General features: G+C 59.7%; 28 protein-coding genes. 24 read left to right on the top strand and 4 right to left on the bottom strand.

Annotated elements, in window-relative coordinates; genetic code table 11:
- Nucleotides 1-5 precede the first annotated feature (5 nt).
- The 4 genes from VLY20_08945 to VLY20_08930 all read left to right on the top strand — a co-directional run bounded on the left by VLY20_08945 (nucleotide 6) and on the right by VLY20_08930 (nucleotide 2,794).
- Nucleotides 6-689: a TIGR04283 family arsenosugar biosynthesis glycosyltransferase gene (locus VLY20_08945; protein HUK56768.1), complete on the top strand. Its 684-nt coding sequence runs from the start codon at nucleotides 6-8 to the stop codon at nucleotides 687-689.
- Complete coding sequence (locus tag VLY20_08940; protein ID HUK56767.1) at nucleotides 676-1,269, top strand: gamma carbonic anhydrase family protein; 594 nt, start codon at nucleotides 676-678, stop codon at nucleotides 1,267-1,269. The genes VLY20_08945 and VLY20_08940 overlap by 14 nt, the downstream gene beginning before the upstream one ends.
- Complete coding sequence (locus VLY20_08935) at nucleotides 1,266-1,664, top strand: DUF302 domain-containing protein (protein ID HUK56766.1); 399 nt, start codon at nucleotides 1,266-1,268, stop codon at nucleotides 1,662-1,664. Before VLY20_08940 ends, VLY20_08935 begins: the two co-directional genes overlap by 4 nt.
- 167 nt (nucleotides 1,665-1,831) lie before the next feature.
- Nucleotides 1,832-2,794: a diguanylate cyclase gene (locus VLY20_08930; GenBank protein HUK56765.1), complete on the top strand. Its 963-nt coding sequence runs from the start codon at nucleotides 1,832-1,834 to the stop codon at nucleotides 2,792-2,794.
- On the opposite strand, the gene VLY20_08925 is transcribed toward VLY20_08930, so the two are convergent.
- On the bottom strand, nucleotides 2,791-3,528 hold the full coding sequence (locus VLY20_08925; GenBank protein ID HUK56764.1) for an NDP-sugar synthase: 738 nt from the start codon (nucleotides 3,526-3,528) through the stop codon (nucleotides 2,791-2,793). The genes VLY20_08930 and VLY20_08925 overlap by 4 nt on opposite strands.
- Nucleotides 3,529-4,605 (bottom strand): phosphotransferase, encoded by a 1,077-nt coding sequence (locus VLY20_08920; GenBank protein ID HUK56763.1) that lies wholly within the window; start codon nucleotides 4,603-4,605, stop codon nucleotides 3,529-3,531.
- A gap of 75 nt (nucleotides 4,606-4,680) precedes the next feature.
- On the opposite strand from VLY20_08920, the gene VLY20_08915 reads away from it, so the two are divergent.
- The 5 genes from VLY20_08915 to VLY20_08895 all read left to right on the top strand — a co-directional run bounded on the left by VLY20_08915 (nucleotide 4,681) and on the right by VLY20_08895 (nucleotide 7,886).
- The gene (locus tag VLY20_08915) at nucleotides 4,681-4,902 is read left to right on the top strand and encodes a MoaD/ThiS family protein (protein HUK56762.1); all 222 of its coding nucleotides are present in this window, start codon (nucleotides 4,681-4,683) and stop codon (nucleotides 4,900-4,902) included.
- Nucleotides 4,880-5,782, top strand: a complete 903-nt coding sequence (locus VLY20_08910) for a TIGR00269 family protein (GenBank protein HUK56761.1) — start codon at nucleotides 4,880-4,882, stop codon at nucleotides 5,780-5,782. Before VLY20_08915 ends, VLY20_08910 begins: the two co-directional genes overlap by 23 nt.
- Nucleotides 5,779-6,567 carry a tRNA (adenine-N1)-methyltransferase gene (locus VLY20_08905; GenBank protein HUK56760.1) on the top strand — a complete coding sequence of 263 codons (789 nt, stop codon included), beginning with the start codon at nucleotides 5,779-5,781 and terminating at the stop codon, nucleotides 6,565-6,567. The genes VLY20_08910 and VLY20_08905 overlap by 4 nt, the downstream gene beginning before the upstream one ends.
- Nucleotides 6,568-6,659: 92 nt before the next feature.
- Nucleotides 6,660-7,112: a large conductance mechanosensitive channel protein MscL gene (gene mscL, locus VLY20_08900; GenBank protein ID HUK56759.1), complete on the top strand. Its 453-nt coding sequence runs from the start codon at nucleotides 6,660-6,662 to the stop codon at nucleotides 7,110-7,112.
- A 42-nt stretch (nucleotides 7,113-7,154) separates the two neighbouring features.
- Complete coding sequence (locus VLY20_08895; GenBank protein ID HUK56758.1) at nucleotides 7,155-7,886, top strand: DUF481 domain-containing protein; 732 nt, start codon at nucleotides 7,155-7,157, stop codon at nucleotides 7,884-7,886.
- Here VLY20_08895 and VLY20_08890 read toward each other — a convergent pair.
- Nucleotides 7,883-9,424 carry an MFS transporter gene (locus VLY20_08890; GenBank protein ID HUK56757.1) on the bottom strand — a complete coding sequence of 514 codons (1,542 nt, stop codon included), beginning with the start codon at nucleotides 9,422-9,424 and terminating at the stop codon, nucleotides 7,883-7,885. The two genes, VLY20_08895 and VLY20_08890, sit on opposite strands and share 4 nt — an antisense overlap.
- Nucleotides 9,425-9,644: 220 nt before the next feature.
- Here VLY20_08890 and VLY20_08885 point away from each other — a divergent pair, with 220 nt between their 5' ends.
- Both VLY20_08885 and VLY20_08880 read left to right on the top strand, forming a co-directional pair.
- Nucleotides 9,645-10,319, top strand: a complete 675-nt coding sequence (locus tag VLY20_08885; protein ID HUK56756.1) for a methyltransferase domain-containing protein — start codon at nucleotides 9,645-9,647, stop codon at nucleotides 10,317-10,319.
- Between the two features lie 12 nt (nucleotides 10,320-10,331).
- Nucleotides 10,332-10,679 (top strand): hypothetical protein, encoded by a 348-nt coding sequence (locus VLY20_08880; GenBank protein ID HUK56755.1) that lies wholly within the window; start codon nucleotides 10,332-10,334, stop codon nucleotides 10,677-10,679.
- Between the two features lie 95 nt (nucleotides 10,680-10,774).
- On the opposite strand, the gene VLY20_08875 is transcribed toward VLY20_08880, so the two are convergent.
- Complete coding sequence (locus tag VLY20_08875; GenBank protein HUK56754.1) at nucleotides 10,775-11,086, bottom strand: ATP-dependent Clp protease adaptor ClpS; 312 nt, start codon at nucleotides 11,084-11,086, stop codon at nucleotides 10,775-10,777.
- A gap of 180 nt (nucleotides 11,087-11,266) precedes the next feature.
- Here VLY20_08875 and VLY20_08870 point away from each other — a divergent pair, with 180 nt between their 5' ends.
- The 13 genes from VLY20_08870 to VLY20_08810 all read left to right on the top strand — a co-directional run.
- Nucleotides 11,267-11,854, top strand: a complete 588-nt coding sequence (locus VLY20_08870) for a peptidylprolyl isomerase (GenBank protein HUK56753.1) — start codon at nucleotides 11,267-11,269, stop codon at nucleotides 11,852-11,854.
- 151 nt (nucleotides 11,855-12,005) lie between these two features.
- Nucleotides 12,006-12,383: an NADH-quinone oxidoreductase subunit A gene (gene ndhC, locus VLY20_08865; protein ID HUK56752.1), complete on the top strand. Its 378-nt coding sequence runs from the start codon at nucleotides 12,006-12,008 to the stop codon at nucleotides 12,381-12,383.
- Nucleotides 12,374-12,880: an NADH-quinone oxidoreductase subunit B family protein gene (locus VLY20_08860; protein ID HUK56751.1), complete on the top strand. Its 507-nt coding sequence runs from the start codon at nucleotides 12,374-12,376 to the stop codon at nucleotides 12,878-12,880. Before ndhC ends, VLY20_08860 begins: the two co-directional genes overlap by 10 nt.
- 5 nt (nucleotides 12,881-12,885) lie before the next feature.
- Entirely contained in the window at nucleotides 12,886-13,395 is a 510-nt protein-coding gene (locus VLY20_08855; protein HUK56750.1) for an NADH-quinone oxidoreductase subunit C, read from the top strand.
- A 116-nt stretch (nucleotides 13,396-13,511) separates the two neighbouring features.
- The gene (nuoD, locus tag VLY20_08850) at nucleotides 13,512-14,663 is read left to right on the top strand and encodes an NADH dehydrogenase (quinone) subunit D (GenBank protein ID HUK56749.1); all 1,152 of its coding nucleotides are present in this window, start codon (nucleotides 13,512-13,514) and stop codon (nucleotides 14,661-14,663) included.
- A 3-nt stretch (nucleotides 14,664-14,666) separates the two neighbouring features.
- A complete protein-coding gene (locus VLY20_08845) occupies nucleotides 14,667-17,423 on the top strand; it encodes a molybdopterin-dependent oxidoreductase (protein ID HUK56748.1) in 2,757 nt (918 codons plus the stop codon).
- Nucleotides 17,420-17,980, top strand: a complete 561-nt coding sequence (gene nuoI / locus VLY20_08840; protein HUK56747.1) for an NADH-quinone oxidoreductase subunit NuoI — start codon at nucleotides 17,420-17,422, stop codon at nucleotides 17,978-17,980. The genes VLY20_08845 and nuoI overlap by 4 nt, the downstream gene beginning before the upstream one ends.
- A 10-nt stretch (nucleotides 17,981-17,990) precedes the next feature.
- Nucleotides 17,991-18,524, top strand: coding sequence for an NADH-quinone oxidoreductase subunit J (locus VLY20_08835; GenBank protein HUK56746.1), 534 nt, complete (start codon nucleotides 17,991-17,993; stop codon nucleotides 18,522-18,524).
- Nucleotides 18,521-18,823, top strand: coding sequence for an NADH-quinone oxidoreductase subunit NuoK (gene nuoK / locus VLY20_08830; GenBank protein ID HUK56745.1), 303 nt, complete (start codon nucleotides 18,521-18,523; stop codon nucleotides 18,821-18,823). Before VLY20_08835 ends, nuoK begins: the two co-directional genes overlap by 4 nt.
- A gap of 165 nt (nucleotides 18,824-18,988) precedes the next feature.
- The gene (nuoL, locus tag VLY20_08825; GenBank protein HUK56744.1) at nucleotides 18,989-20,995 is read left to right on the top strand and encodes an NADH-quinone oxidoreductase subunit L; all 2,007 of its coding nucleotides are present in this window, start codon (nucleotides 18,989-18,991) and stop codon (nucleotides 20,993-20,995) included.
- Between the two features lie 5 nt (nucleotides 20,996-21,000).
- Nucleotides 21,001-22,653: an NADH-quinone oxidoreductase subunit M gene (locus VLY20_08820; protein ID HUK56743.1), complete on the top strand. Its 1,653-nt coding sequence runs from the start codon at nucleotides 21,001-21,003 to the stop codon at nucleotides 22,651-22,653.
- Nucleotides 22,650-24,227, top strand: a complete 1,578-nt coding sequence (locus tag VLY20_08815; protein HUK56742.1) for an NADH-quinone oxidoreductase subunit M — start codon at nucleotides 22,650-22,652, stop codon at nucleotides 24,225-24,227. The genes VLY20_08820 and VLY20_08815 overlap by 4 nt, the downstream gene beginning before the upstream one ends.
- Before the next feature lie 2 nt (nucleotides 24,228-24,229).
- Nucleotides 24,230-25,662 (top strand): NADH-quinone oxidoreductase subunit N (locus VLY20_08810; GenBank protein HUK56741.1); only part of this gene is annotated, 1,433 nt, incomplete at its 3' end.

The raw sequence follows: 25,662 nt of genomic DNA, 5'->3' as shown, positions 1-25,662 counted from the left end.
ACGCCATGGTGCCGCGCATCTCCGTGATCATCCCGACCCTTAATGAAGCCGCGGTCATTGAAAAGACGCTGGCCGCCTTGCCAGAACACGATCGCGTGGAGCGAATCGTGGTGGATGGGCGAAGTTCCGACGGCACGGCCGCGTTGGCCAAGGCGTTTGCGGACAAGGTTCTGGTGACCGAGGCCGGCCGGGCCCGACAGATGAACGCGGGGGCCCGGGCCGCGGGAGGCGAGGTCTTTTTGTTTTTTCATGCGGATTCCCGTCTTGACGATCATGCTTTTCGTGATCTGATCGAGGCGCTTGAAGACCCGACCGTTGTGGGCGGCGCCTTCCGACTGACGATCGATTCTTCACGACCGAGCTTGCGCGTCGTGGCCGCGGCGGCCAACTGGCGCACCCGGCTGACCGGTATACCGTACGGCGACCAGGGGATCTTTGTCCGCCGGTCCGTCTTTGAACGTTTGGGCGGATTTCCGGAACTTCCGATCATGGAAGATCTCGAATTCGCCCGACGGCTCAAGAGAACGGGGACCATCGCGTTGCTGTCCCGTCCGATCCTGACCTCTTCACGCCGGTGGGACAAAGAGGGCGTGGGATATACCACGGTGCGGAACCAGCTCCTTGTATTGCTCTTCTTCTTGGGCGTCTCGGCAACGCGACTGGCGCGGTGGTATCGTGCCGTCCGCTAAAAAAGGGCAGAAGCTATTTCCATCCGGCCCGGCCCGGTCTAAAATCGATCCCTCGGTCTTCATCGCGGAAACGGCCACGGTGATCGGCGACGTCTCGATCGGGAAGTCCTCCAGCGTTTGGTTTTCGGCCGTGGTTCGCGGTGACATCGCTCCGATCGTTGTCGGAGAGGAGACCAATATCCAGGACGGGGCGGTTCTTCATGTCGGACACGGATTTCCGTGTGTCATCGGAAGCCGTGTCACGATCGGTCACGGGGCGATGGTGCACGGGGCCACCGTCAAGGACGGGGCGCTGATCGGCATCGGCGCGATCGTCTTGAACGGTGCGGTCGTCGGCGAGAAAGCGCTGATCGGCGCCGGGGCGGTCGTGACCGAAAATACGGTGATTCCACCGGGCATGATGGTCACCGGAGTTCCCGGCCGGCCGGTCAAGCCCGTGCGTCCTGAACAACGCAATTACATTCGGCGCGCCGCGTACAACTATGTTCGGTATGCACAAGACTATAAGCGGTTCCCTCAAAAAGCCGCCGGAAGGGCGAAACGGAAGACGGCGCGTAATATTATAAGGAGAAAATCATGAAGACGAAACCTCGATACGGCTATTCAAAAACATTGAACGATTCCTACGAAGACGCCCTCGTGAAGGTTACGGAGGAGCTTAAAAAAGAAGGTTTTGGAGTGATTACGGAAATTGATGTGAAGGAAACCCTCAAAAAAAAGTTGGGCGTAGATTTTAAAAAGTACAAGATTTTGGGAGCCTGCAATCCGAGCATGGCGTATCGGGCTCTGAGCCAAGAAACCGAACTCGGACTGTTTTTGCCCTGCAACGTGATTGTTTACGAAAACACTCAGGGGAAGACGGTTGTATCGGCGATCGATCCAATCGTCGCGCTCAGCCGGATCGATAATCCTCAATTGGAGCCGATCGCCAAGGAAATTTCGGCGCGCCTTCAGCAAGTGATCGCGTCGATTTAAGTTGTCTCCTTTTATTTCAAGTAGTTACGATATTTTTCGCGTTTGACAGGAGGTGGGGTTCTGTTATACTGAAAATAAGCTTAGGATAAAACTATCCATGAAAAACCTCCAAGATCCGTCAACCCATCTTACTGATTTATTTTTCCTGGAAAACGTCGAGGCACCGGATGTCCAAGGCAAAAATACTTGTAATCGAGGATAATCCACTCCAGGCCAAACAGACCCAAGCCGTTGTGGAGTCGGCAGGCTACGAAGTCATCCTGGCCGAGAACGGAGGCACCGGTTTCCGGTTGGCCAAGACACAGCCCATTGATCTTGTATTGTTGGACGTCGTCCTCCCCGATTTTTCCGGAGCCCAGATCTGCCAGTGGTTGAAACGGGACGAAGCCACCCGCTCGATTCCCGTCATCATGCTGACCTCCAAAAATTCGGTGGAAGACAAAGTGGCCGGTTTGCAAATCGGCGCGGATGATTACGTTCCCAAGCCGTTCAGCGATAAAGAATTGTTGGCCCGCGTTCAGGTCTGTCTTCGAACCAAGATGCGGGAGGACGAGCTTCGAGGGGTGAAAGATCAGCTCGAAAATCAATTGAAGGACGTTGAACTGAAGGCCATTACGGACGCCGGCACCGGTCTTTTCAATCGGCGTCATTTTTATGAGCTGCTGGATAAGGAGTTCTCACGCGCCAAGCGGTTTAACGAACCCCTGAGTTGTCTCATGCTGGATATCGACCATTTTAAAGAGATCAACGATACCTACGGCCATCCGATCGGGGACAAAGTCTTGTCCGAAATCGGGGGTATTTTAAAACAGAGTGTTCGATTGATCGAGGTGGCGGCCCGGTACGGGGGCGAGGAGTTCGTCCTCCTGCTTCCCAAGACCAGTTCGCGTGAGGCGGTGAAACCGGCCACGCGGATCCTTGAAAGCATCTCCTCTCTCCGTTTCCAGGGATTTCCACCGGACCGGATCATCACGGTCAGCATCGGGATCTCCGGTCTTCCCGATCCCCTGATCGCCATCAAAGATGATATTGTCCGATGCGCCGATTTTGCTCTCTATAAGGCCAAACGGGGCGGAAGAAACCGAATCGAATTGAGCAACGGAGAAGAGTTGAACAAGGGGAAGATTTAACCCTCCTGCATGTAAGACAATCGCAACCTACCCGCTTTTAGATCATCCTGCGCATGACGATACCGTTCCGGGGTCCCGATATCCATCCAATAATCCTCAAACACGTGGCCCAGAAGCGGCTCCCCCTTTTCGAGCATTTTCCCATACGCATCGATGATGGTGGAGAAACCTTGATCGGGGATGTAGGAAAGCACGCGGGGATCCATGATATGGATCCCGGCAAACATCCTTTTTGAGAGGGTCTTTCCCGTCCATTCCGGTTTGCCCAGCAACTGACGGATCCGGTTATGGGGGTCGATCCCGACCGCTCCCCATGAATCGACTTCCGGATCTTCCCGCAGGACCAGTGTGGCCGCGGCGTTCTCGCGTCGATGAAATTCGATCACCCGATCCAGTCGGATCTCCACCAGGATGTCGCTGTTAATCACAAGAAACGGTTCGTTGGATAAGAAACGGGCCATCTTTTTGATTCCGCCGCCGGTTCCCAGGATCTGCGGTTCTTCGGAATAACGGATCTTCATCCCCCACCGGGAACCGTTTCCGAGCGCGCGCATGATCTTATCCCCGTGGTAATGCAGGTTGATGATGACATCCGTCAATCCATATTGCCGGAGCAGGTGCAACGTGTACTCGATCAAGGGTTTTTCATCGAGCGGCAGGAGCGGTTTCGGAAGATGGTTTGTTAACGGCCTGAGACGGGTGCCCAGGCCGGCGGCCAGGATCATTGCTTGCATTTATTGAAATTCCACCACGTAAGGTTGAAGGACATCCTTCAGCGTTTTTAACTCCTCGTATCGATTCAGGTTGTGTCGGACATAGGCCAGCGTCTGCGGAATGTAAGGAAGAAGATGCGCCTTTTTTTTCACGACATCGATGTAGACAAACCGTCCGGCCGCTTTCAGGTTCCGCTGAATGCTCATGAGATCGAAGCGCTTCCGAAAAAGCTTCCAATCCTGTTTTTCCGGACCCTCGCCGATCCACTTCGGCCGCTGCTCAAGGTAATAGTCGATCAGGTCGTCCAGCATCCGTTCCGGAAGAACGGCGTAAGAATCCCTTAACAGAGAGGCCAGGTCATAGACAGACGGGCCCATCAGGGCGTCCTGAAAATCCAGCAACCGGATGCGATCCCGGTGAACCATCAGATTGCGGCTATGGTAGTCCCGGTGCGTGATGAATCGGGGCTCCTTGGCCAATGTTTCGCTGATCTTTAAAAACTCCCCGCGCATCGTTTCCCGGTCCCCCGGGTGGATCGAGGTCCCGGTTCGGGCCTCGATTCCATACTCCAGGAAATGATCGAATTCCCACATGAGGAGAGGCACGTCAAAGGCGCGGGCAAAGGCCATGCAGTTTCGGTCATGATCCCGAGTCGCCGGGCCCTGAATCTTCAACAGTTCATCAATCGCGAGGCGGTAGTATTGTTGAATTTCCTCCGCCGTGCGGGCGTTCAGCTCCTTCTCCAGTGTTTGGTCGCCCAGGTCTTCCAGAAAAAGAAGGCCGGCCTTCGAGTCGTAATAAAAGAGTTTCGGGACGGCGATGTCCGAGCGGGCCAGATGACGGAGAATGTTGATATACGGGATTTCATCGATCCGGATCGTTGATGCCGAAACGGCTTCTTCCGATTTTTTAAACGCCTCCGGTTCGGCCAGTTCCATGAGGATCATCGTGTCCGGCCGGCCCCGATTCGTGTACCGAAGGCGGTAGTAGGACCGGTTCGAGGCGTCCCCTGGGAGCGCGTTGATCGCAAAGTTCGAAGCGGTGTCATGGCCCAGTTTTGTTTTTAGGATGGTCAGAACGGTCTCACGGTCCGGCATCGTCCAAATTGTGCCATTAACCCTTTTTTCTGTCAACCGTTGAAAAGCGTCCCGGCTTGGTAGTATGATGCCTCCATGCGTGTTGTTCTGCAACATCCGAGACGCGAAACCGAGGTCCGGGGAGCCAAGACCGTCGGCCAGCTCTTGAAAAAATTGGATCTTCTCCCGGAAGCCGTGTTGGTCATCCGGAGGGACGAGCTGATGACGGAGGATGAGGCGCTGGGGGAAGACGATACGATCGAGATACGGCCGGTGATTTCGGGAGGAGACCTGGATGCGTTGTCGGCGGTGCGGTGACAAAGCGGTATTGAAGATACCCCGGCACAACACGGCGGTTTGCGTCGCCTGCCTGAACCATTATGTCCTCGAGCAAGTCAAGCGGGCGATCCATGACCACAAGATGTTCGACCCGGGCGACCGGATTCTCGTCGCCGTCTCGGGCGGCAAGGACAGCTTGTCGCTTTGGGACGTCCTGATGCGGCTGGGTTATGAGACGGCCGGGCTGCATATCCAGCAGGGGATCGGGCATTATTCCGAGGAGTCCCACCGAAAAACGGCCGCCTTCGCCCGGTCCCGCGCCGTTGAATTGATCGTTCATTCCCTCCAAGAAGAAGAGGGCGCCGGCGTGTTGGAACTCGCCGAGTTGACGAACCGGAGCGCCTGCTCCGCCTGCGGGGTCATGAAGCGGTACAATTTCAACCGCATCGCGCATGACCGCGGGTTTGACGTTCTTGCGACGGGCCATAATTTGGATGACGAGGCTTCCCGTCTCTTGGGGAACATCCTTCGCTGGCAGGAGGATTACCTCGCCAAACAAGCTCCGGCGCTTTCAGCCACGCACGAAAAACTGGTCAAGAAGGTCAAGCCGCTCTACCGTCTCGCCGAGCGCGAGATCACGGCCTATGCCGTCGTGAACAGGATCGACTACGTCATCGAGGAATGCCCGATGAGCGTCGGCTCCAAGATGCTCGTGAACAAGGAGGTTTTAAACCGGCTCGAGGCGGACGCGCCCGGGACGAAGCACGCCTTCTATTTCGGTTTTCTGGAGCGACAAAAAGCCGAAGATCTTTCCGGCGCCGATGAAAAGATTCAATCCTGCGCGCGCTGCGGCCAACCCACCACGGCGGCGGTCTGCTCCTACTGCCGGATTCTTGAAAAGGTCAAGACCGCGCCATGAGCGATTTTCTTCCCGGTAACCGCATTCACCTCGTCAGCCGTAAAGGCCGGCGGTACAGCATCGTTTTGCAAAAGGGCGGCGTCTTCCAGTTCAGCGGCGAGCGGCTTTCACATGACGATCTCATCGGTCAGCCCGAGGGCGTTTCGGTCCGAACCTCCCGCGGAACGCAGTTCATCGCCCTTCGGCCCACGCTGGCGGAATACGTCCTTAAAATGACGCGCGGCGCGCAGGTGATCTACCCCAAAGACCTCGGTCTGATCTTGATGTGGGCCGACATCTATCCCGGCGCGAAGGTGCTCGAGGCCGGAATCGGCTCCGGGGCGCTGACGATGGCGCTGCTCCGCTCGGTGGGAGAAAAGGGCAGCGTGGTCTCGTACGAAGTCCGGGAGGATTTCGCGAGGCGGGCCGAAGAAAATGTCAACCAGTTCTTGGGGCCGGTCTCGAACCTGGTCGTGCGACTGAAAAATATTTACGAAGGCATCGAGGACGGGCCGGTGGACCGTTTGGTGCTGGATTTGCCGGAACCCTGGCAGGTCGTCCCGCATGCCGTCACGGCGCTTCGGCCCGGAGGGGTTTTTCTCTGTTTGCTCCCGACCGTTCCCCAAGTTCAGCAGGTCGTCGCGGCCCTTCGGGCCGAGAAGGCCTTCGGTTTCATCGAAACCTTCGAGACACTCCTTCGCACCTGGAACATCGAGGGACGCAGCGTCCGTCCCGACCATCGGATGGTGGCGCATTCGGCCTTCCTCACCGTCGCGCGTCGGATCATCCCGCAGGAAACAAACTGAAGCCATCGATTTCGTTTCGTTCAGCCCCTTTTTCATGACGATTCCATCAATGGGCGGTCGATTATATATTTATATATAAGGAGGAGCCAGCCATGCTGAAAGAGTTTAAGGAATTCGCGATGCGCGGGAACGTTATGGACATGGCCGTCGGGATCATCATCGGCGGAGCCTTCGGAAAGATCATCAGCTCGCTGGTCAATGATATCTTAATGCCGCCGATCGGGCTCCTGCTCGGCAATGTGGATTTTTCCGGATTGTTTCTGAATTTATCCCAACGATCGTATACGACGCTGGCCGAGGCGAAGGCGGCCGGCGGCGCAACCATCAATTACGGGGTGTTCATCAATACCGTGATCGATTTTCTCATCGTCGCGTTTGTCATCTTTATGTTGATCCGCCAGATGAACCGATTGAAGCGAGAGCCGGCCGCGCAACCTGCCGGGCCGACTACGCGGGATTGCCCCCATTGTTTCTCGGTTATTTCGATCAAGGCGACCCGTTGTCCCCATTGCACGGCTCAAGTGGAAAGAGTGAAGTCGTCCTAAGGTGCTCCATCTTCTTGAACTCTTGACCGGGAGGACTACGGCATGAAACGGATCGTCTCTTCTATTTTGATGCTTCACCTCGTGGCAGTATTCGCCGCCCAGGCCCGGGCGGACGAACCCCCGCCGCCGTGGAAAGGCAGCATGGAGCTGTCCTATTTGCAAACCTCCGGCAATACCTCGTCTCAGACGTTTTCGGGCGGGCTGAAGATTGAACGGAACCTCTCCTTCGCCAAGCTGACCTTGGAAGGCGGCGCCCTGTACGGAAAGAAGGAAGATGTCACGTCGGATGAAAGCTGGTTCGGATCGCTCAAATACGATCAGAACCTCACCGATCGGTTTTATCTGTTTCTCCTGGACAAGACCGAACGAGACACGCTCAAGGGGATCGAGTTTAGGTATACGCATCAGGGCGGTCTTGGATACTATCTCATTAAAACGGAGGGGGACAGCCTGAAGCTGGAGGCTGGCGGCGGGTATATCCACGAAGACCAGGTCGATCCGTTCCCGGATCGGGGTTTCCCGAACGCGCGCGCTTTTGCCGGGTATACCCACAATTTCTCCAAGACGAGCCGCTTCGATGAATGGGTGGAATATCTGCCCGACCTGAATAAGACTAAAGATTATGTGATCAACGAAGAAACGGCGTTGATTACAAATCTGAAGGGTAATTTGGCCCTGAAAGTTTCATTCGATGTGGCCTTCGACAATCTTCCGCCGCCCGGTTTTCAGAAAAGCGACCGGCTGTTTAAGACGGCGTTGCTGTATACGTTTTAAGTCGATGCGTCCTTGTCCGTTGCATGGAATCTGCCGATGGCCAGCAGCAAGCCCGCCGAGAGGAGATAGGCCGCGGCGAGCGTCATGGGGACGCTGGATCCGATGGCCCACGGCCAGTAGAGGCGGCCGTCCGGAAACGGGGAGTGGATCACGCCGAACAGCGTCGCGATTGCGCCCGCGGAGAGAAACCCGGCCGCGGATGCAAACCGGCGGTCGATGATTTTGCTCAAGGCCGCGGCCCAGATCAGGGAGGAAATGATAAAGCCGTTGGCCAGAAGCGTGACGGCTTGAAAGGTCGCGGCCGCGTCGCCGGTAAGCCGATCCATCGAGCTTCCGGCGCCGGTCAGGGCGGAGTTGACCTGGATCAGGACGAGGTAGGCGACGGCCGGGAGAAAGGCGATCGCCACGGCCTTGTGATGAGCCGTCGGCGTGGCGGAGAAGGCCTGCGCCAGGATTTCAAGACCGATGAAAACCAGAATCGGCGCGACGGCCGCCTCCGGAATGAGGTTCACGATCCAGGCCAGGTAGCCCAGCATCCCGCCCAGTCCGACAAACACAGCGGTGGCCGTCGTGTAGCCCGCGCCCGCGCCCATGTCCTTGTAAGCCGGCTGCCCGATGTACGGCGTGGTCTGAAGCACGCCGCCGCACAGTCCGCCGATCAACGTGGAAATGCCGTCCGTCAGCACGATGTCCCGCGCGTTGTATTCATCCCCGCCGGCCGCGGCGCTCTCGGTGACGTCGACGCCGCCGATCACGATGGTCAACGCGAAGGGAAGCACGAGGGCCAGATACGGTCCCAGCCCGGCCAATCCCCGGATGAATCCGGCCGTCGGCCACGGCAGCGCGACGTGCCACTCGGCGCCCGTGCCGGTCCGGACATCCGGAACGATCAGGCCCGCCGCCGAGAGCGAATAATAGACCGCCATGCCGACCGCGACGCCCGCAAACGCCGCGGGGATGCCGAAGGGCAGCCGCACCCGTCCGATCAAACCGGTCAGGATGATCACCAGGGACAGAAAACCGACGATCGGTTGGTGAAACACCTTGAGCAGCGGGAAAAAACCGATCATAAGGATGGCGATGCCCGCGATCGGGCCCAGGAGGCCGGCCCGGGGAACCAGCCGTCGGAGATGGGGGGTCAGAAAGGCCAGCGGTATTTTGACCGCTCCCGCGACGACGATCGCCGCCGTGGCGATCCGCCAGGCCGCATCGGGGTCCTTGGTGGCCGCAAAGGCCGGCCCGATGATCCCGAACGAGAAGGCGAAGAGCGAGATGGTGTCGATCCCGAGCGGCATCGCGGTGACGTCCGAACGTCCGGTCTTCCGGGCCAGGCGAAGCGCCATGTACGAATAGACCAGATCGCCGATCAGAACGCCGACCACCGATCCCGGAACGATCCTGTACAGGACCAGCTCCTTCGGAAAACCGAACACGCCGATCAGGATGCCGCTCAGGATGACCAGCTGGGTGACGTTGTCCAGCATCAGGCCGAAAAAGGCGTTTAAGTCGCCCGGCCGGATCAACAGGGAACGCTTCATGCCGCTGTCTCCAACCCCCCGTGGTGAAAACCTGCGGAAGTATATACCACGCCCCGGACCGTGGCAAGCGGCGTTTGACTTTTCGAGCTTAAATCGGGTAGAGTACGGACGGCCGTTGTCGTGCCGGGGGAGCGGCGCGCCGGCCGATCCTAGACGGGTCGGCGAATGTTCGTTTCTCCCTAAACTTGTGGGCTGTGGCCGGGACGACCGAGGAGACCACATGGATACGGAGAAAGTCACAAAAGTTTATTCCGTTTATTCCGGCTTCTACGATCTTCTTTTCGGCAAGATTTTTCATCATTCCCGCGCCGCCGCGATCGATCTGCTGGGATTAAAATCGGGCGACCGCGTGCTGGAAGTCGGCGTGGGCACCGGCCTTTCCCTTCCTCTCTATCCCCGGAATTGTTCCGTCATCGGGATTGATCTGACCGGGCCGATGCTTTCGCAGGGAGCCAAGAAGATCAAGCGGCTCGGGCTGGAACATATTTATCTGCAACAGATGGATGCGACCCACATGGCCTTCCGGGACAACCTTTTTGACGCCGTCGTGGCGGCGTATGTGATGAGCACCGTCCCGCGTCCGCAGGCCGTGCTGGGCGAGATGATCCGCGTCTGCCGCCCCGGCGGTCGGATCGTGCTGCTGAACCACTTTTCCAATGGAAACCCGCTCGTCTCCCGCGTCGAGAGAACGATCTCGCCGCTGTGCACCTGGATCGGCTTCCGGTCGGACCTCTCCCTTGAATCGCTCCTGGATCAAACCTGTCTTGACGTGGAACATAATCTCAAAGTCAATCCGTTCAACTACTGGCATATCGTTCAGTGCGTCAACCGTAAACCGGCCAACGGCGCTTCCTACAAGGCATGGGCCCACTTGAAATCCATGAAATCCAATTGAGTCGACGGCGCCATGCACCGGGGCTTAGCGTTTAATTCGCATATTTTTTTCCTCGCCCACGTCTTCTTTCTGGTCGTCTTTGTCGCGTTGATCTGGGCTTTGGCGGTCGTGATCCGGAAACGACCCGAGCCCAAGGCGCTCGCCCTTTCCGTCCTCCCGCTGGTGTTGATTTTTGCGACCACCTACTTTGCGACCCGGATTCCGGCCGCCCACCAGGTGATCAACGTCTTCTATAACGCGCTGCTGATCTTCAATGCCGTCTATTTCTGGAAGACAGGCCCGAGCCCGACCGGGTCCCTCTACATCGCCTCCGTCATCGGCACCCTTCTCGACTTTGCGATGCATTTCGTCGTCATGTAACGGGCTTCGCCGGTTCCGGACGAGTTTCCCGTAACGATGCAGGGCGTGGGGCCGTCCCCTAATGAACGAACTATCCTTGGGCGACCGGGGGAATGTTAGGCCGGTTCGATGACGCAACGGAGGGGAAAACCGGCCGAGCGGGCGGCTTCGAGGGTCTGGTGCTGTCGCAGCTCGGCTTCCTCGAGCGGCAGCACGTCCACGACGGCCGCTCCGGTGTTGTGGGTCTCGAGCATCAGCTCGACGGCCGTGGAGGGATCCTTTTTGAAGATCGTGATCAGGACATAAATGACAAAATCCATCGTCGTTACGTCGTCGTTCAGAAAGATCACTTTATAAGGGGGTATCGTCTGATCACGGACGGCTTCGTCCGTTTCCTGAAGGGTGCCGGGTGCGGTGATCGTAGACATAGGAATTCCGTCAATGGAATGCAACTGCATTATAACATAGACATAAGCGCCTGCCCAATTCAACAATTTCTTGCTTTCGCGGCCGATCCTAGGTAGAGTGACCGAACCATGGCCGTCCTCGGCGGCGAGCGACGGCTTGGCAAAGAAGAGGGGCCAAATTTCACGAAGAGGGGTTTGAAAATGAGATGGATTTTAGGTTCGTTATTGATCGTTTCCCCGTTCTTTCTTGGTGTCGCCTGGAGCGCGTCCGGGGAGGAAGCCAAACCCACGACGGTTTCGGCCGGGAAAGTGGTCTCGATCGAATATACGCTGAAACTGGAAGATCAATCCACGGTCGATTCCAATGTGGGGGGCGAGCCGCTCCGATTTATTCAAGGGGAACACCAGATTATTCCCGGTCTCGAGACGGCTCTGGAAGGGCTCAAAGTGGGCGACACAAAGTCGGTCAGGGTCAAGCCGGCGGACGGCTACGGAGAGGTGGATCCCAAGGCCATGGAGGAAATTGAAAAGTCCCGGATCCCGCCGGAGGCCTTGGTGATCGGAACCCCGCTTGAAGGAAACGACCCTTCGGGCCGCCCGATCCATGCGACGGTGCGCGAGATCAAGGAGAAAACGGTGGTGCTCGATCTGAATCATCCGCTGGCCGGCAAAACGCTTCTGTTCGATGTTAAAATTCTGGCCATCGAGGCTCAGGTCAAACCGGAAGCTCCCGAACATCCCAATAACGAAAGCGGGTCGGGGCAAGACCCTTCAAAGTCTTCCCGTTGAACCACAGCCGATTTAGCGTGATTATGGGTCTTTTGGCCCATTCCCATGGGCCTTATAGTCCCTTGACCAAGCTTTAAAAGCATGATATTGTTGAAAACCTGGTAAAAGTAAAGATCGGGCGAAGCGCTTTGATCGATTCATGAGGAGTGCGATGGTTTCCCAAACGGCGGCCTACCTATCCCAGTACTTTTCGATTTTTCTTTTTATCGTTCTGGCGATCGGGTTCGGGGTGGTCACCCTTCTCCTGAGCAATTTCGTCCAGCCCCGTTTGGATCTCGATGAAAAGCTGTCGCCCTACGAATGCGGAAGCGACCCGATTTCCGACGCGCGGAATCCCTTCCCGGTTCGGTATTACATCATCGCGATGCTGTTCGTGATCTTCGACGTCGAGATGATTTTCATCTATCCCTGGGCGATCGTCTTCGACAAAATCGGGTTTTGGGGGCTCTTTGAAATGGTGGTCTTCATCGGTCTGTTTGTCTTCGGCTATATCTACGCCTGGAAGAAGGGGGCCTTGCAATGGGAGTAGGAACCTTGGACGGCGAGGGAGGCCTCGTCACCACGACGATCGAGCAGGCGGTCAACTGGGCCCGCAAGGGATCCCTCTGGCCCTTGACGTTCGGGCTGGCCTGCTGCGCGATCGAGATGATGGCCGCGGTTTCCGCGCGCTACGACATCGATCGCTACGGGGCCGGCGTCTTCCGCGCTTCGCCGCGGCAGTCCGACCTGATGATCGTGGCCGGCACGGTCTGCCGGCGGATGGCGCCCGTGATCCGGAAAATTTACGACCAGATGCCGGAGCCCAAGTACGTCATCGCGATGGGCTCCTGCGCCACCTCCGGGAATATTTATAACAGCTACGCCGTGGTGCAGGGCGTGGACCGCTTCGTGCCGGTGGACATCTACGTGCCGGGCTGTCCCCCCACCCCGGAGGCGCTCTTTGACGGGATATTGAAACTTCAGCAGAAGATCATGAAGCAAAAGGTCTTCATCAAAAGCCCGATCCTGGGGGCGACGAAGGTTTAGGGGCCATGCATCCGAACGCGGAAAAGATCCGGGCCGAATTTCCCGATGCCTTCGTCACGGAGAAGGTATGGCGGGGCGACCTGGCCGTGACGGTCAAAAAGGAGGCGATCGTTCCGGTCTGCCGTTACCTCCATGACGATCCCGGCATGGATTTCGATTACATCGTCCACATCTCCTCGGTCGATTATCCGGAAGATCCGGAGCGCTTCGAGGTGGTGTACGAGTTCTACTCGATCCGCCGCCGGGAGCGGATCCGGATCAAGGCCCGCGTGACGGAAGAGGACGCCGCCGTCGATTCCGTGACCGGGATCTGGAAGGGGGCCGATTTCATGGAACGGGAGGTGTTCGACATGATGGGGATCCGCTTCAACCATCATCCCGATCACCGCCGCATACTTATGCCGGACGAGTACGACGAGGGTTATCCGCTCCGGAAGGATTTCCCTCTGGCCGGAAAAGGGTGGCGCGACACGTTTGAGTTCATCACCGAGGGGACGCACAAGAAGACGACATGACGACCGAAGCCAATCCCGAGACGAATCTGAAGACGGTCGAACCCGCGGCCGAGCATCCCGGCTCGGGTGTTTCCGTGCCCAACAAGGCGCTTCCGCTTCTCCGGACCGAGAAGCTGATGCTCAACATGGGTCCCCAGCATCCCAGCACCCACGGCGTGCTGAAGGTCGTCCTCGAGCTGGAGGGGGAGCGGATCGTCAAGGCGACGCCGGTTCTGGGCTTCCTCCATCGCGGCGTGGAAAAACTGGCCGAGGACGGGACCTACCACCAGTTCATCCCCCACACCGACCGCCTGGATTACGTCTGCGCGATGTACAACAACTTCGCGTACGTCCGGGCCGTCGAGAAACTGTTGGACATGAAGGTGCCGGAGCGGGCCGAATATCTCCGGACGATCGTGGCCGAGGTCCAGCGGATCATCGGCCATCTCTTCTGGCTCGGGACGCAGGCGCTGGACATCGGCGCGATGACCGTTTTCTTTTACACCTTCCGGGAGCGGGAGGTGCTCCTGGACTTTTTCGACGACCTGTGCGGGGCCCGGCTCACGACGAGCTGGTACCGGATCGGCGGGGTCGAAAACGACATCAGCCCCGAGTTGATCGGTCATCTTCACAAATTTCTGGAGAACTTCAGCGAAAAGCTTGATGAGTACAACGCCCTGCTTGAGACCAACCGCATCTGGCTCGCGCGGACCAAGGGCATCGCCGTGATCTCGGCCGAGGACGCGATCAGCTTCGGACTGTCCGGCCCGACGCTTCGCGGCTCCGGCGTGGATTACGACCTTCGAAAATACGAACCCTACGGCGCCTATGACAAGGTTCAGTGGGAGGTGCCGGTCGGGAAGAACGGCGACACCTACGACCGCTATTGGATCCGAATCCTGGAAATGAAGGAGAGCGCCAAGATCGTCAAGCAATGCCTCGATCAATTGCCCCAGGGCCCCTACATGGTCGAAGACCCCCGCGTGACGCTTCCGCCGAAGGACAAAGTGTTCACGAACCTGGAACATATGATCCGGCAGTTCAAATTGTTCACGCAGGGTTTCCGGACGCCGCCCGGGGAAATCTACTGCGGCACCGAGGCGCACAAGGGCGAACTGGGATTTTATATCGTGAGCGACGGGAGCGGAAAGCCCTACCGCCTGAAGATCCGGGCGCCCTCCTTCATCCACATGGGCGCGTTCGATTACATGGCGCGCGGCTACATGATCGCCGACATCGTCACGATCTTCGGAACCTACGACATTGTCATGGGCGAGTGCGATAGATAATTCATGGGTACACGAGACGCAAAAGAAGCCAGATTGTTGGGGGCCGGGGAGGAGATCGAGCTCACCATCGACGGCCAGACCGTCAAGGCCACCTCGGGCCGGTCTCTGTACGACGTGCTGAGCGGCATGGGGAAAATCATCCCCGCGATGTGCTATCACTACACCTTCACGCCCTTCGGCTCCTGCGGGATGTGCCTGGTCTCGGTGGAGGGGAAGAAGGCCCCCGTCCGTTCCTGCACCGCGTCGGCCCAGTCCGGCATGGTCGTCCAGACCGAAACGCCGGATTTGAAGGAAGCCCAGAAGAAGGCCCTGATCAAGCATCTCTCGACCCATCCGCTCGACTGCCCGGTCTGCGACGCCGACGGCCATTGCGAGCTCCAGGATTTCACCTTCCAGTTCGGCATCGGCGAGGTGCCCAACGTGAAGCAGAAGGGGATTCCGGAAGACACCCGATCCATCGTGCTGGACTTCAACATGAACCGCTGCATCGTCTGCGGCGAATGCATCAATATCTGCAAAGAGGTCCAGCTGGTGGACGCGCTGACCTTCATGAAGAAGGACGGCAACACGATCGTGACGGCGAAGGAGGACAAGCCGCTGTACTGCGAGTTCTGCGGCGACTGCCTCGCGGTCTGCCCGGTCGGCGCCATCACGAACAAGTTTTCCAAATACCTCTACAAGCCCTGGCAGATGAAGAAGACGCAGACCACCTGCCCCTACTGCGGCGACGGCTGCCAGATCGCGGTCGAAACCAAGGACAACCGGATCGTCCGGGTCACCTCCAAGCTGTCCTGGAAGGCCAAGTGGGGCGACCGGGCCGATACCGCCAAGGGGCACGGGGGCATCTGCGGCCGGGGCCGCTTCGGGTTCCAGATGGTCAACAGCCCCGACCGGCTCAAGCTGCCCCTCGTCCGCAAGGACGGGCGCCTGGCCGAGACGCCCTGGCTGGACGCCCAGGATTTCATCGCCGCGGGCCTGTCGAAGATCAAGATGGATCACGGCGGGCAGGCGATCGCCGGCCTGATCTCGGCCCGCTGCACCAACGAGGACATCTATCTTTTCCAAAAATTCATGCGGATCGGTTTGGGAACGAACCAGATCGACAGCACCGCCCGCTACGGGCATATGAACGTCGTGGCGGCGCTGCGCAAGGCCTTCGGGACCCCCCGCATCCGGATGATGAACAGCTCGGAGCAGGTGACCCGGGCCGACGCGATCTTCATCATCGGATCCGACATCACCGAGACGCATCCCGTTTTCAACATCCGGGTGAAGGAAGCTTTGAGAAAATACAAGGCGAAGGTGATCGTGGCCGATCCGGTCACGACGCCCATGGCCAAGCTGGCCACCCATCATCTCGCGATCAGCCCCGGCTCCGAGCGGGCCCTGATCCAGGGGCTGGTCGGGATCATCCTTGCGCGCGGCTTGTGCGACGAGACGGTTTTGCAGAAGTACCCGCAGGCCGTCGAGGCCTTGAAGCTTGCCGCAGCGGCCGTCCCGATCGAAGCGGTGGTCGAAGAGACCGGGATCGCGCCGGAGCGCCTGGCCGAGGCGGCCGAGATCCTGGCCAAGGCCGAACGCGGGGTGATTCTTTTTGAAGACGGGATCACGAAGCGGCGGAACGGCTATCAAAACGTTTTGAACCTGGTGGACCTGGCGCTTGTGGCCGGCTGCTTTGAGAAGGAGGGGGCCGGACTGAACGCGCTGTGCGAGGAGAACAATGAAATCGGCGTGATCGACATGGGCGGCGCGGCGGAGTTTCTTCCGGGGGCGTTGGATGCCCAGGACGCCGAGGCCCGCGCGAAATTTTCGAAGGAGTGGCGGGAAGACCTTCCCGCCACTCCTTCCGCCGATCTGGCCCGGATCCTGGAGCGCGCACGACGGGGCGAGATCAAGGCGCTCTACATCGTGGGGGAAAACCCGGTCGGCACGCTTCCGGCCTCGATGGGCGCGGCCGAGGCGCTTTCCAAAATCGATCTCGTGATCGTCCAGGATCCCTTCCTGACCGAGACCGGACGGCTGGCCCATGTCGTCCTGCCGGCGACGACCTACGCCGAAAAAGAAGGAAGCTTCACCAGCATGGAGGGAAAGGTCAATCCCGTCCGCATGGCCCTGGAGCCGATCGGGGAAAGCAAGGCGGACTGGGAGATTTTTTCGGAACTGGCTTGGCGGATGAACGTTCCGCTGGAATACGGGAGCGCGAAGGAGATCCATCGCGAGATCGCCAAGACGATTCCGGGTTATTTCACGACCAAGCCGGAGCCCTTGCCGATCCGCTTGTCCGGCTACCTGAACAACGGCTATGCCCAGGAAGCCCATGCGCGCTACGCCGTGACGCGTTCCGGCGAGCCGCCGGCCGTTTCGGCCGACTATCCCTTCACGCTGGTCCTGGGACAGATTCTGTATCATTCCGGAAAATATTCGACCCGTGCCGAGGGCCTGATGAAGATCTACGACAAGGCGCATCTTCAGATCGGCCCGGCGGACGCCGAGCGGCTCCAGGTGTCTTCGGGCGATCGGGTGCTTCTCAAATCGCCGGCGGGCGAGGCGGAAGTCGGGGTCGAGGTCCAGCCCCGTCTTCCGGCCGGGCTGGTCTTCTTCCCCGAGCATTTCAACACGCCGCCGGTGAAGGACCTGATCGCGGCCGAGGTCGATCCGGTTACCCGCGTGATTTACCACAAGCAGGGTCCGGTTGCGATCCAACTCAAGTCGAAGGGCGCGCCGGCCGCGGGCGGCAACGGAGAGGGAGGCCCGGCGTGAAAAAAGGCCGCAGTCTGATCCAAAAGATCCTGATGCTGGAAATCGTCAATGCGTTGTGGGTGGTCTTCCGGCACATGTTCGGCAAAGGGGTGACCTTTCAATACCCGCACGTGAAACGGGCCCTGCCCGACACGCACCGCGGCGCGCTGGCGCTGCTGCGCTACGACGACGGGGTGGAGCGCTGCGTGGGCTGCGACCTGTGCGAGGCGGCCTGCCCGTCGCGCTGCATCAAGGTCGTCAGCGAGCAGATCCCGGACCAGCCCTTGGTCCGCTACGCCAGCGAATTTTACATCGACATGACGAAATGCGTCTTCTGCGGATTCTGCGTGGAGGCCTGCCCGGTCAACGCCCTCGGGATGACGAAGCTTTACGAGTATTCCACTGAGAACAAGCGCGACCTCTATTTCGACAAGAAAAAACTGTACGAGATCGGCGACAAATACTTCGCCGACGCGAAGGCGTACCTGGTGGCCCACCGTCAGGAACAGGCCGATGAAACCGCCAAAGCGTACCGGTATAAGTTCCCGTTCCCCGTCCTGACCGAGAAGAAGGAGTAGCCGGCCCTCCATGGTCCAGCAGGTTTTCTTCTACTACCTGGCCTTCGCCAGCATCACGAGCGCCGTGCTGACCGTCGGATTGAGAAACCCGGTCCATTGCGGCCTGGCCCTCCTGTCCCTGCTGTTCCACATCGCAGGGTTTTTTGTTTTGTTGAACGCCGAGTTCATCGCGGCCGTCCAGATCATCATCTACGCCGGCGCGATCCTGGTGCTCTACCTCTTCGTCCTGATGCTCCTGAACCTCAAGAGCGAGGAGCGCTTCCTCCATCGCCGCTACGCCTTCTGGCTTTTTTTCGCGCTTCTTTCCGCCGGGCAGGTCTTCTGGCTCCTGCTCCGTTCGCCCTTTGCCGGAAAACCGGGCGACGTCACGCCCGACAAGGTGACGGCCTTCGGCCACAGCCACACCATCGGCATCGTCCTCTTCAACGACTATTTTCTGCCCTTTGAAATCGTCGGGGTCTTCCTGCTGGGCGCGATCATCGGCGCCATCGTGCTGGCCAAGGACCGCCCGCCGGAAGCCGGAAGCGGGAGGACGTCCGGATGATCCCGTTGTCGTCTTACCTCGTGGTGAGCACCGTTCTGTTCGTGACCGGCTTGATCGGCGTCCTGATCCGGCGGAATTTCATCATCATCCTGATGGCGGTCGAGATCATGCTCAACGCGGCCAACCTCAACTTGGTCGCGTTCTCGTCCTATCTCGATTCGATGGCCGGACAGATCGTGGCCCTGTTCATCATCGCCGTGGCCGCCGGCGAGGCGGCCGTCGGCCTGGCGATCATCATCGTGGTCTTCCGCGGCCGGATCGCGACGAACGTGGATCAGATTAATTTGTTGAAATGGTGACAGAGTGTCGGCGGGTGTCCGCAGGCCGGGCGCCCCATCCGACCGCAACGGAAAGGCCGAGGAGATTTTCGTGTGGTTTCCCGGCAACCCTTTGGAAGATGCTGAGTGAGGACGGATGGGGCTGCCGAAGGACAGGACCCGCCGATTTGAGTAAAAAATAATCCAATGGACATCATCTGGCTCATACCGGCTTTTCCGCTGCTGGCCGTCCTGATCAACGGGCTGGCCGGCCACCGGCTGTCCGAGCGCGCGGTGAGCGCGACGGCCGTCGGCTCGGTCGGGCTGTCGTTCCTGGTCGCCTCGGCGACGCTGGCCCGGGTGATCGCCGATCCCGCGCCCGCGGTCGCCGCCCTGTTCACTTGGATCCCGGGCGGGGATCTCGCGGTCGAGTTCAACGCCCTGATCGATCCGCTGACGGCCGTCATGCTGATGGTGATCACCGGGGTCGGCTTCCTGATCCACGCCTACTCGATCGGCTACATGCGCGGCGATTCCGGCTACGCCCGCTACTTCACCTACCTGAACCTGTTCACCGTATCGATGCTGATCCTGGTGATGGGCGGCAACTACCTCGTGATGTTCGTCGGCTGGGAGGGCGTCGGCCTCTGCTCCTATCTGCTGATCGGCTTCTGGTACGAGCGGAGCTCGGCCATCAAGGCCGGCACGAAGGCCTTCGTCGTGAACCGGATCGGCGACGCCGGCTTCCTCGTCGGCCTCTTTTTGATCTTCGACCATTTCGGCACGCTCAATTACGCCGACGTTTTCTCGCGCGCGGGGGAGCTCTCGGCCGCGACGGCGACCGCGATCACGCTCTGCCTCTTCGTCGGCGCGATCGGCAAGTCGGCCCAGCTGCCGCTTTACACCTGGCTTCCGGACGCGATGGAAGGCCCGACGCCGGTTTCGGCCCTGATCCACGCCGCCACGATGGTGACGGCCGGCGTCTACATGGTCGTCCGCAACCATGTCCTGTTTAATATGGCGCCCGTCTCGCTCGAGACGGTGGCCGTGATCGGGGCGGCGACGGCGCTTTTCGCGGCCACCATCGGCCTCGTTCAGTACGACATCAAGCGGGTGCTGGCCTACTCGACCGTCAGCCAGCTCGGCTACATGTTCCTGGCCTGCGGCGTGGGGGCCTACGCCTCGGCCATTTTCCATCTGGTGACCCACGCCTTCTTCAAGGCGCTCCTGTTCATGTCGGCCGGCAGCGTGATCCACGCGATGGGCGGGGAGCAGGACATGCGGAAGATGGGCGGCCTGGCGAAGCGTCTGCCCAAGACCGCGACGGTCTTCATCATCGGCGCGATCGCCATCGCCGGCATACCGCCGCTGGCCGGATTCTGGAGCAAGGACGAGATCCTGGGCGCGGCCTTCAAGCAGGGCTATCCCCTTCTGTGGTTCATGGGACTCGCGGCCGCCGCGATGACCTCCTTTTATATGTTTCGCCAGGTCTACATGACCTTTTTCGGTTCTTCCCGGATGGATCACGACGTGGAGCAACATCTTCACGAGTCGCCCAACGTGATGATCTATCCCCTGATCGCGCTGGCGGCGCTTTCGCTTCTGGGCGGGCTGCTGCTCGGCTTTCCGCCGGAGGAGGGCTGGATCCATCAGTTCCTCGGGACGGCGGCCGGCGCGCAGGCCGCGCACGGCTTCGGCGCGATCGACATGATTTTGATGGCGCTCTCCGTGACGGTGGCCCTGGCCGGGTGGCTCGCGGCCCGAGGGATTTATCTGAAGGCGCCGGAGACGGCCGGGCGGCTTGCGGCCCGCTTTGCGACGGCCCATTCGGTCCTCTACAACAAGTACTGGGTGGACGAGCTCTACGACGCGACGGTGGTGGAGCCGTCCAAGGATCTCGGTCGGATCGCGAAGCGCTTCGACGACCGCGTGATCGACGGGATCGTCAACGCCGTGGGAAGTCTCGCCCAGCGGGGGGCGGCCTTGAGCACGTGGATCGAGAAGTACGTGATCTACGGTCTCCTGAACATCGTCGGCTACGCGAACCACATCGCCGCCTCGATGCTCCGGAGAATCCAGTCGGGGATGGTGCATCATTACGCCGCGCTCCTGGTGGTCGGCATCGTGATCCTGGTCAATTTGTATCTGTGGTTCATCGACGACACGGCGGTTTCCGTTCTGCTGACCCGCCTGTCGCTCGGCGCGGGGCATTAGCGTTCATGAATCTCCAAATCTTCTGGAATCAACAGCTCGGTTTTCCCGTACTGACGCTCCTGATCTTTCTTCCGGTCGCGGGCGCGCTGAGTCTCTGGATGCGCAAGGACGCCAGGGGCGCCCGGGTCGAGGCGCTGATCGTCAGCCTCGTCGTGCTGGCTCTCTCCCTCCTTCTTTTCTTTAAATTTGCGTCGGGCGTTCCGGCGATGCAGTTCGTCGAGTCGATCCCCTGGATCGCCCCGCTGGGCATCGGCTACCACATCGGGATCGACGGGGTCAGCCTGTTTCTCGTCATCCTCACGGCGCTCCTGACGGTTCTGACCCTGATTTATTCCTGGGACCGGGTGCGGGAGCATCTCCGGGAATATTTGATCTGCCTTCTCATCCTGGAGGCGACGATGATCGGGGTGTTTGTGTCGCTGGATCTGGTCCTCTTCTTCGTCTTCTGGGAGGTGATGCTGATCCCGATGTACTTCCTGATCAAGACCTGGGGGAACGGGCCCCGGCGGGAGTATGCCGCGCTGAAATACGTCGTCTACAACCTGACCGGCAGCGTCCTGATGCTGGTCGGCTTTATTATTCTGTACCTCAATTATCACGACTGGGCGGTCCAGATCCACGGCCTCGAACCCTATTCCTTCGATTACCAGAAACTTCTGAGCGCGCCGGTCGCCTTCGATAAACAGCTCTGGGTCTTCGGGCTGGTCTTTCTCGGTTTTGCCGTCAAGGGCCCGATCTTTCCCTTCCACACCTGGCTGCCCGAGGCGATGCTGGAGGGGCCGATCGCGGTGAGCGTCATGCTCTCCGGGGTGAAGCTGGGCAGCTACGGCCTGCTGCGCTTCAACCTTCCGCTGACCCCCGACGCCGCGCAGGCCGCCGTGCCCTTGATGATGGCGCTGGCGCTGATCGGCCTGCTCTACGGAGCCTTCATCGCGCTGTCCCAGCCGAACCTGATGACGATGATGGCCTACGCCGGCATCAGCCATCTCGGTTTCGTGACGGTGGGCTTGTTCGCCTTGAACCAGATCGGCATCGAGGGCGCGCTGCTCCAGATGGTGAATCTGGGCGTCGCCGGCGCCGGCCTGATCTTTGTCGTGGGCTTCCTCCTCGACCGGCGGGGCTCGCTCAACATGGACGATTACGGGGGCCTCGCGAAGAAGGCGCCCCTCCTGGCGGCGCTCTTCCTGATCATCGTCCTGGCCTCCCTGGCGCTGCCGGGGACGAATGTCTTCGTCGGGGAATTCATGATCCTGGTTGGCGCGTTCAAGTCCGGTCCGCTGTACGCCGTTATCGGCGTGATCGCGGTGATCCTGGGGGCGGCCTACCTGCTCTGGATGTACGAGCGGATCATGCTGGGGAAGATTGAAAAGGCGGAGATCGCCGTCCTGCCGGATTTGAATGTTCGGGAAGCGATGATCGCCGGCACGATGGTCGTCCTGATTCTCTGGATCGGGCTGTATCCCGCGCCGCTGCTGTCCCGCATGGAGCCCTCGGTCCGCGCCGTCGTCGATCGAGTGGAGAAGCGGGAACTGCCCTTGAATCCCTTCGTCCAATACGACCCGAACAATCCGCACGCCTATCTCTTAAAAATGCTGGCCGATCCGGGGGCCGCTGCGGGCCTTCCGGAAATGAACGCGGCCCAAGGATCGGTGAAATGACGGAACACATTCTTTCGATCATACTGTTCGCGCCGTTTGTCGGGGTGGTGATCCTGCTCTTCATTCCGAACGAAAAACCCCTGCTCGTCCGGACGGTCGCCGCGATCGCCGGGCTCATCCCGACGCTGGCCTCCTTCTATCTACTCTATCACTACGACTCGACCGCGGGCGGCTACCAGTTCACGGAGCAGTACGTCTGGTCCAAGGACCTCGGCATCTCCTTCTTCCTCGGGGTGGACGGCATCAGCATCCCGCTGGTCCTGGCCTCCTCGATCCTTCTGTTCACCGGCGTCTTCATCTCCTGGCACATCAAGGACCGGGCGAAGGAGTTCTACGCCTTTCTGTTGATTCTCGCCGCCGCCACGATCGGGGTCTACGTTTCGCTCGATCTGTTCTTTTTATACTTTTTCTACGAGATGTCCGTGCTGCCGATGTACGTCCTGCTCGGCATCTGGGGCAGCCACACCAAGGGCTACCTCGAGATGTCCGACAGGCAGAAACGGGATTCGGTCGGCTTCATTTTCAATTTCGGCTCGAACAGCAAGGAATACGCCGCGATGAAGCTGACGCTGTTCCTGTCCGCCGGCGCCGTCGTGGCGCTCGTGGCGATCCTGATCATCTACGCCACGTCCGGGCTGAACACCTTCAACCTCGTCGAGCTCCAGGCCCACGGCCATATACCGCAATCGCTGCACGGCCTCCTCTTCCTGCTGATCTTCTTCGGCTTCGCGACGATCGCCCCGCTCTGGCCGCTTCATTCCTGGTCGCCCGTCGGCCATGCCGCCGCGCCGGCCGCCGTGAGCATGCTCCACGCCGGCGTTCTGATGAAGCTGGGCCATTTTTCGATCATCCGGGTCGGGTATACACTGTTTCCGGAAGCGACGCGCGAATGGATGCCGCTGGCCGCGGTTCTCTGCGTCTTCAGCATCGTCTACGGCGGCCTCGTGGCCTACTTTCAAAGAGACACCAAGTACGTGATCGGCTATTCCTCCTCAAGCCACATGGGCTACGTCTTTCTCGGCATGGCGGCCTTGAACGTCATCAGCATGACCGGGGCGGTGCTCTACATGTTCGCCCATGCGCTTGCGACCGGGATGCTCTTTGCCATCGCCGGCTTTGTCTATGATCAGACCCACACGCGGGACATCCCGTCCCTGGGTGGGCTTTCGTCCAGGATGCCGTTTATCGCCGGGATCTTCATCGTGGCGGTCGCGGCCTCGTTCGGGCTGCCGCTCACGGTGAATTTCATCGGCGAGCTGATGATCCTGGTCGGGAGCTGGAGCCTCTATCCGGTCCAGACGATCATCGCGGTGCTGGGGATCGGTCTGACGCTGGCCTATCTCTTCCGGATGATGCGGGGCGTCTTCTACGGTCCGATGGACCCGCACTACGCCCACGTCCACGACGCGAGCCCCGTCGTCGACCGCCTGCCGCTTCTGGTGATGGCCGCGACCAGCATCTACTTCGGACTCTTCCCCTCGCAATTCATCCGCGTGATCCGGGCCGGCGTCGTGCCGCTGATCGCGGCGATCCAGGGCGACGCGTCCCACACGCAGATCGGGGGACTCTTCTGACCATGCCCTTTACCTTTACCATGACGCCGGCCGATGTCTGGCTACTGATGCCCGAAATTTTAATGACCGGGCTACTGAGCGTGATCCTCTTTCTTGATTTTCTGTTTCCCCGGATCGGGAAGACTCAGCTCGCCTGGCTTTCGATCGCCGGGATGGGCGGGATCTTCGCTCTGCTCGCGGACTATTTCATCGAGGACCGTCACGGGACGCTCTTCCATGACATGTACGTCGTCGATCCCCTGGCGATCTTCTTTAAAGCGTTCATTCTGGGCGCGACCATACTGGTCTTCCTGGCCTCGATGGACTATCTTAAAAAAGTCCCGCACTTCAAGGGCGAGTATTATTTCCTCGGGCTGCTCGCGGCGCTGGGCATGATGCTGATGGCCTCGGTGAACGACCTCCTGAGCATGTTCATCACGCTCGAGTTCTCGACCTTTTCATTTTATATTCTGGTCGCCTACCTCCGGGACGACGCGCAGTCGAACGAGGCCGGGCTCAAGTATTTCATCCTGGGTGTCTTCGCGGCGGGGCTGCTCGCCTTCGGCATCAGCCTGATCTACGGCGAGACGGGCAGCATTATGTTCACGGACTTCGCCAAGATGCACGCCCATCTGACGCCCGGGATGATCATCGGCTTCCTGCTCATCTTCGTGGCGCTGGGCTTCAAGGTCGGCGCGGTGCCCTTCCACGCCTGGGTGCCCGACATCTACCAGGGCGCGCCGACGCCGGTGACGGCCTTCCTCTCGATCGCGCCCAAGGCCGCCACCTTCGCCATCCTGCTGCGCATTTTCATGGCGACGGTGGGCGACATCAAGGAAGACTGGATCTGGTTGATCGTGGCGGTCTCGGCGATCTCGATGACCTACGGGAACATCGTGGCGATCGCGCAGAAGAACATCAAGCGGCTTTTGGCTTATTCCGGGATCGCGCAGATCGGGAACGTGCTGATCGGCCTTGCGGCCGCGAGCAAGATGGGGGGCGACTCGGTCCTGTTCTACTTCCTGACCTACCTCTTCGCGAACGTCGGGGCCTTCGCAGTCGTGATCATCTTTTCCAACTTGACCAACAGCGATCAGCTCGAGGACTACGACGGCCTCTCGCGGCGCTCGCCGCTGCTCGCCTTCGCGCTCTTGATCTTCTTCCTGTCGCTCGCCGGCGTGCCGCCGCTCGCGGGCTTCATCGGCAAGCTCTACGTTTTCGCGGCCGCGATGAAGGAGGGGCTGGTGGCGCTGGTCGTGATCGGCGGGATCAACATCGTCATTTCGATGTACTACTACCTCATCGTCATCAAGCGCGTCTACATCAACATGCCGAAGGACGCCTCTCCGATTCCGATTACGTTCCCGATGCGCCTGGTCCTGTTCACCGCCGTCGGCGGCGTCCTTCTGCTCGGCATCTACCCCAAGGCCTTCATCGAGATCTCCGTCGCCGCGAC

The organism is Nitrospiria bacterium (assembly GCA_035517655.1).
Classification (GTDB): domain Bacteria; phylum Nitrospirota; class Nitrospiria; order JACQBZ01; family JACQBZ01; genus JACQBZ01.
This window is presented reverse-complemented; position numbering and strand designations above follow the sequence as displayed.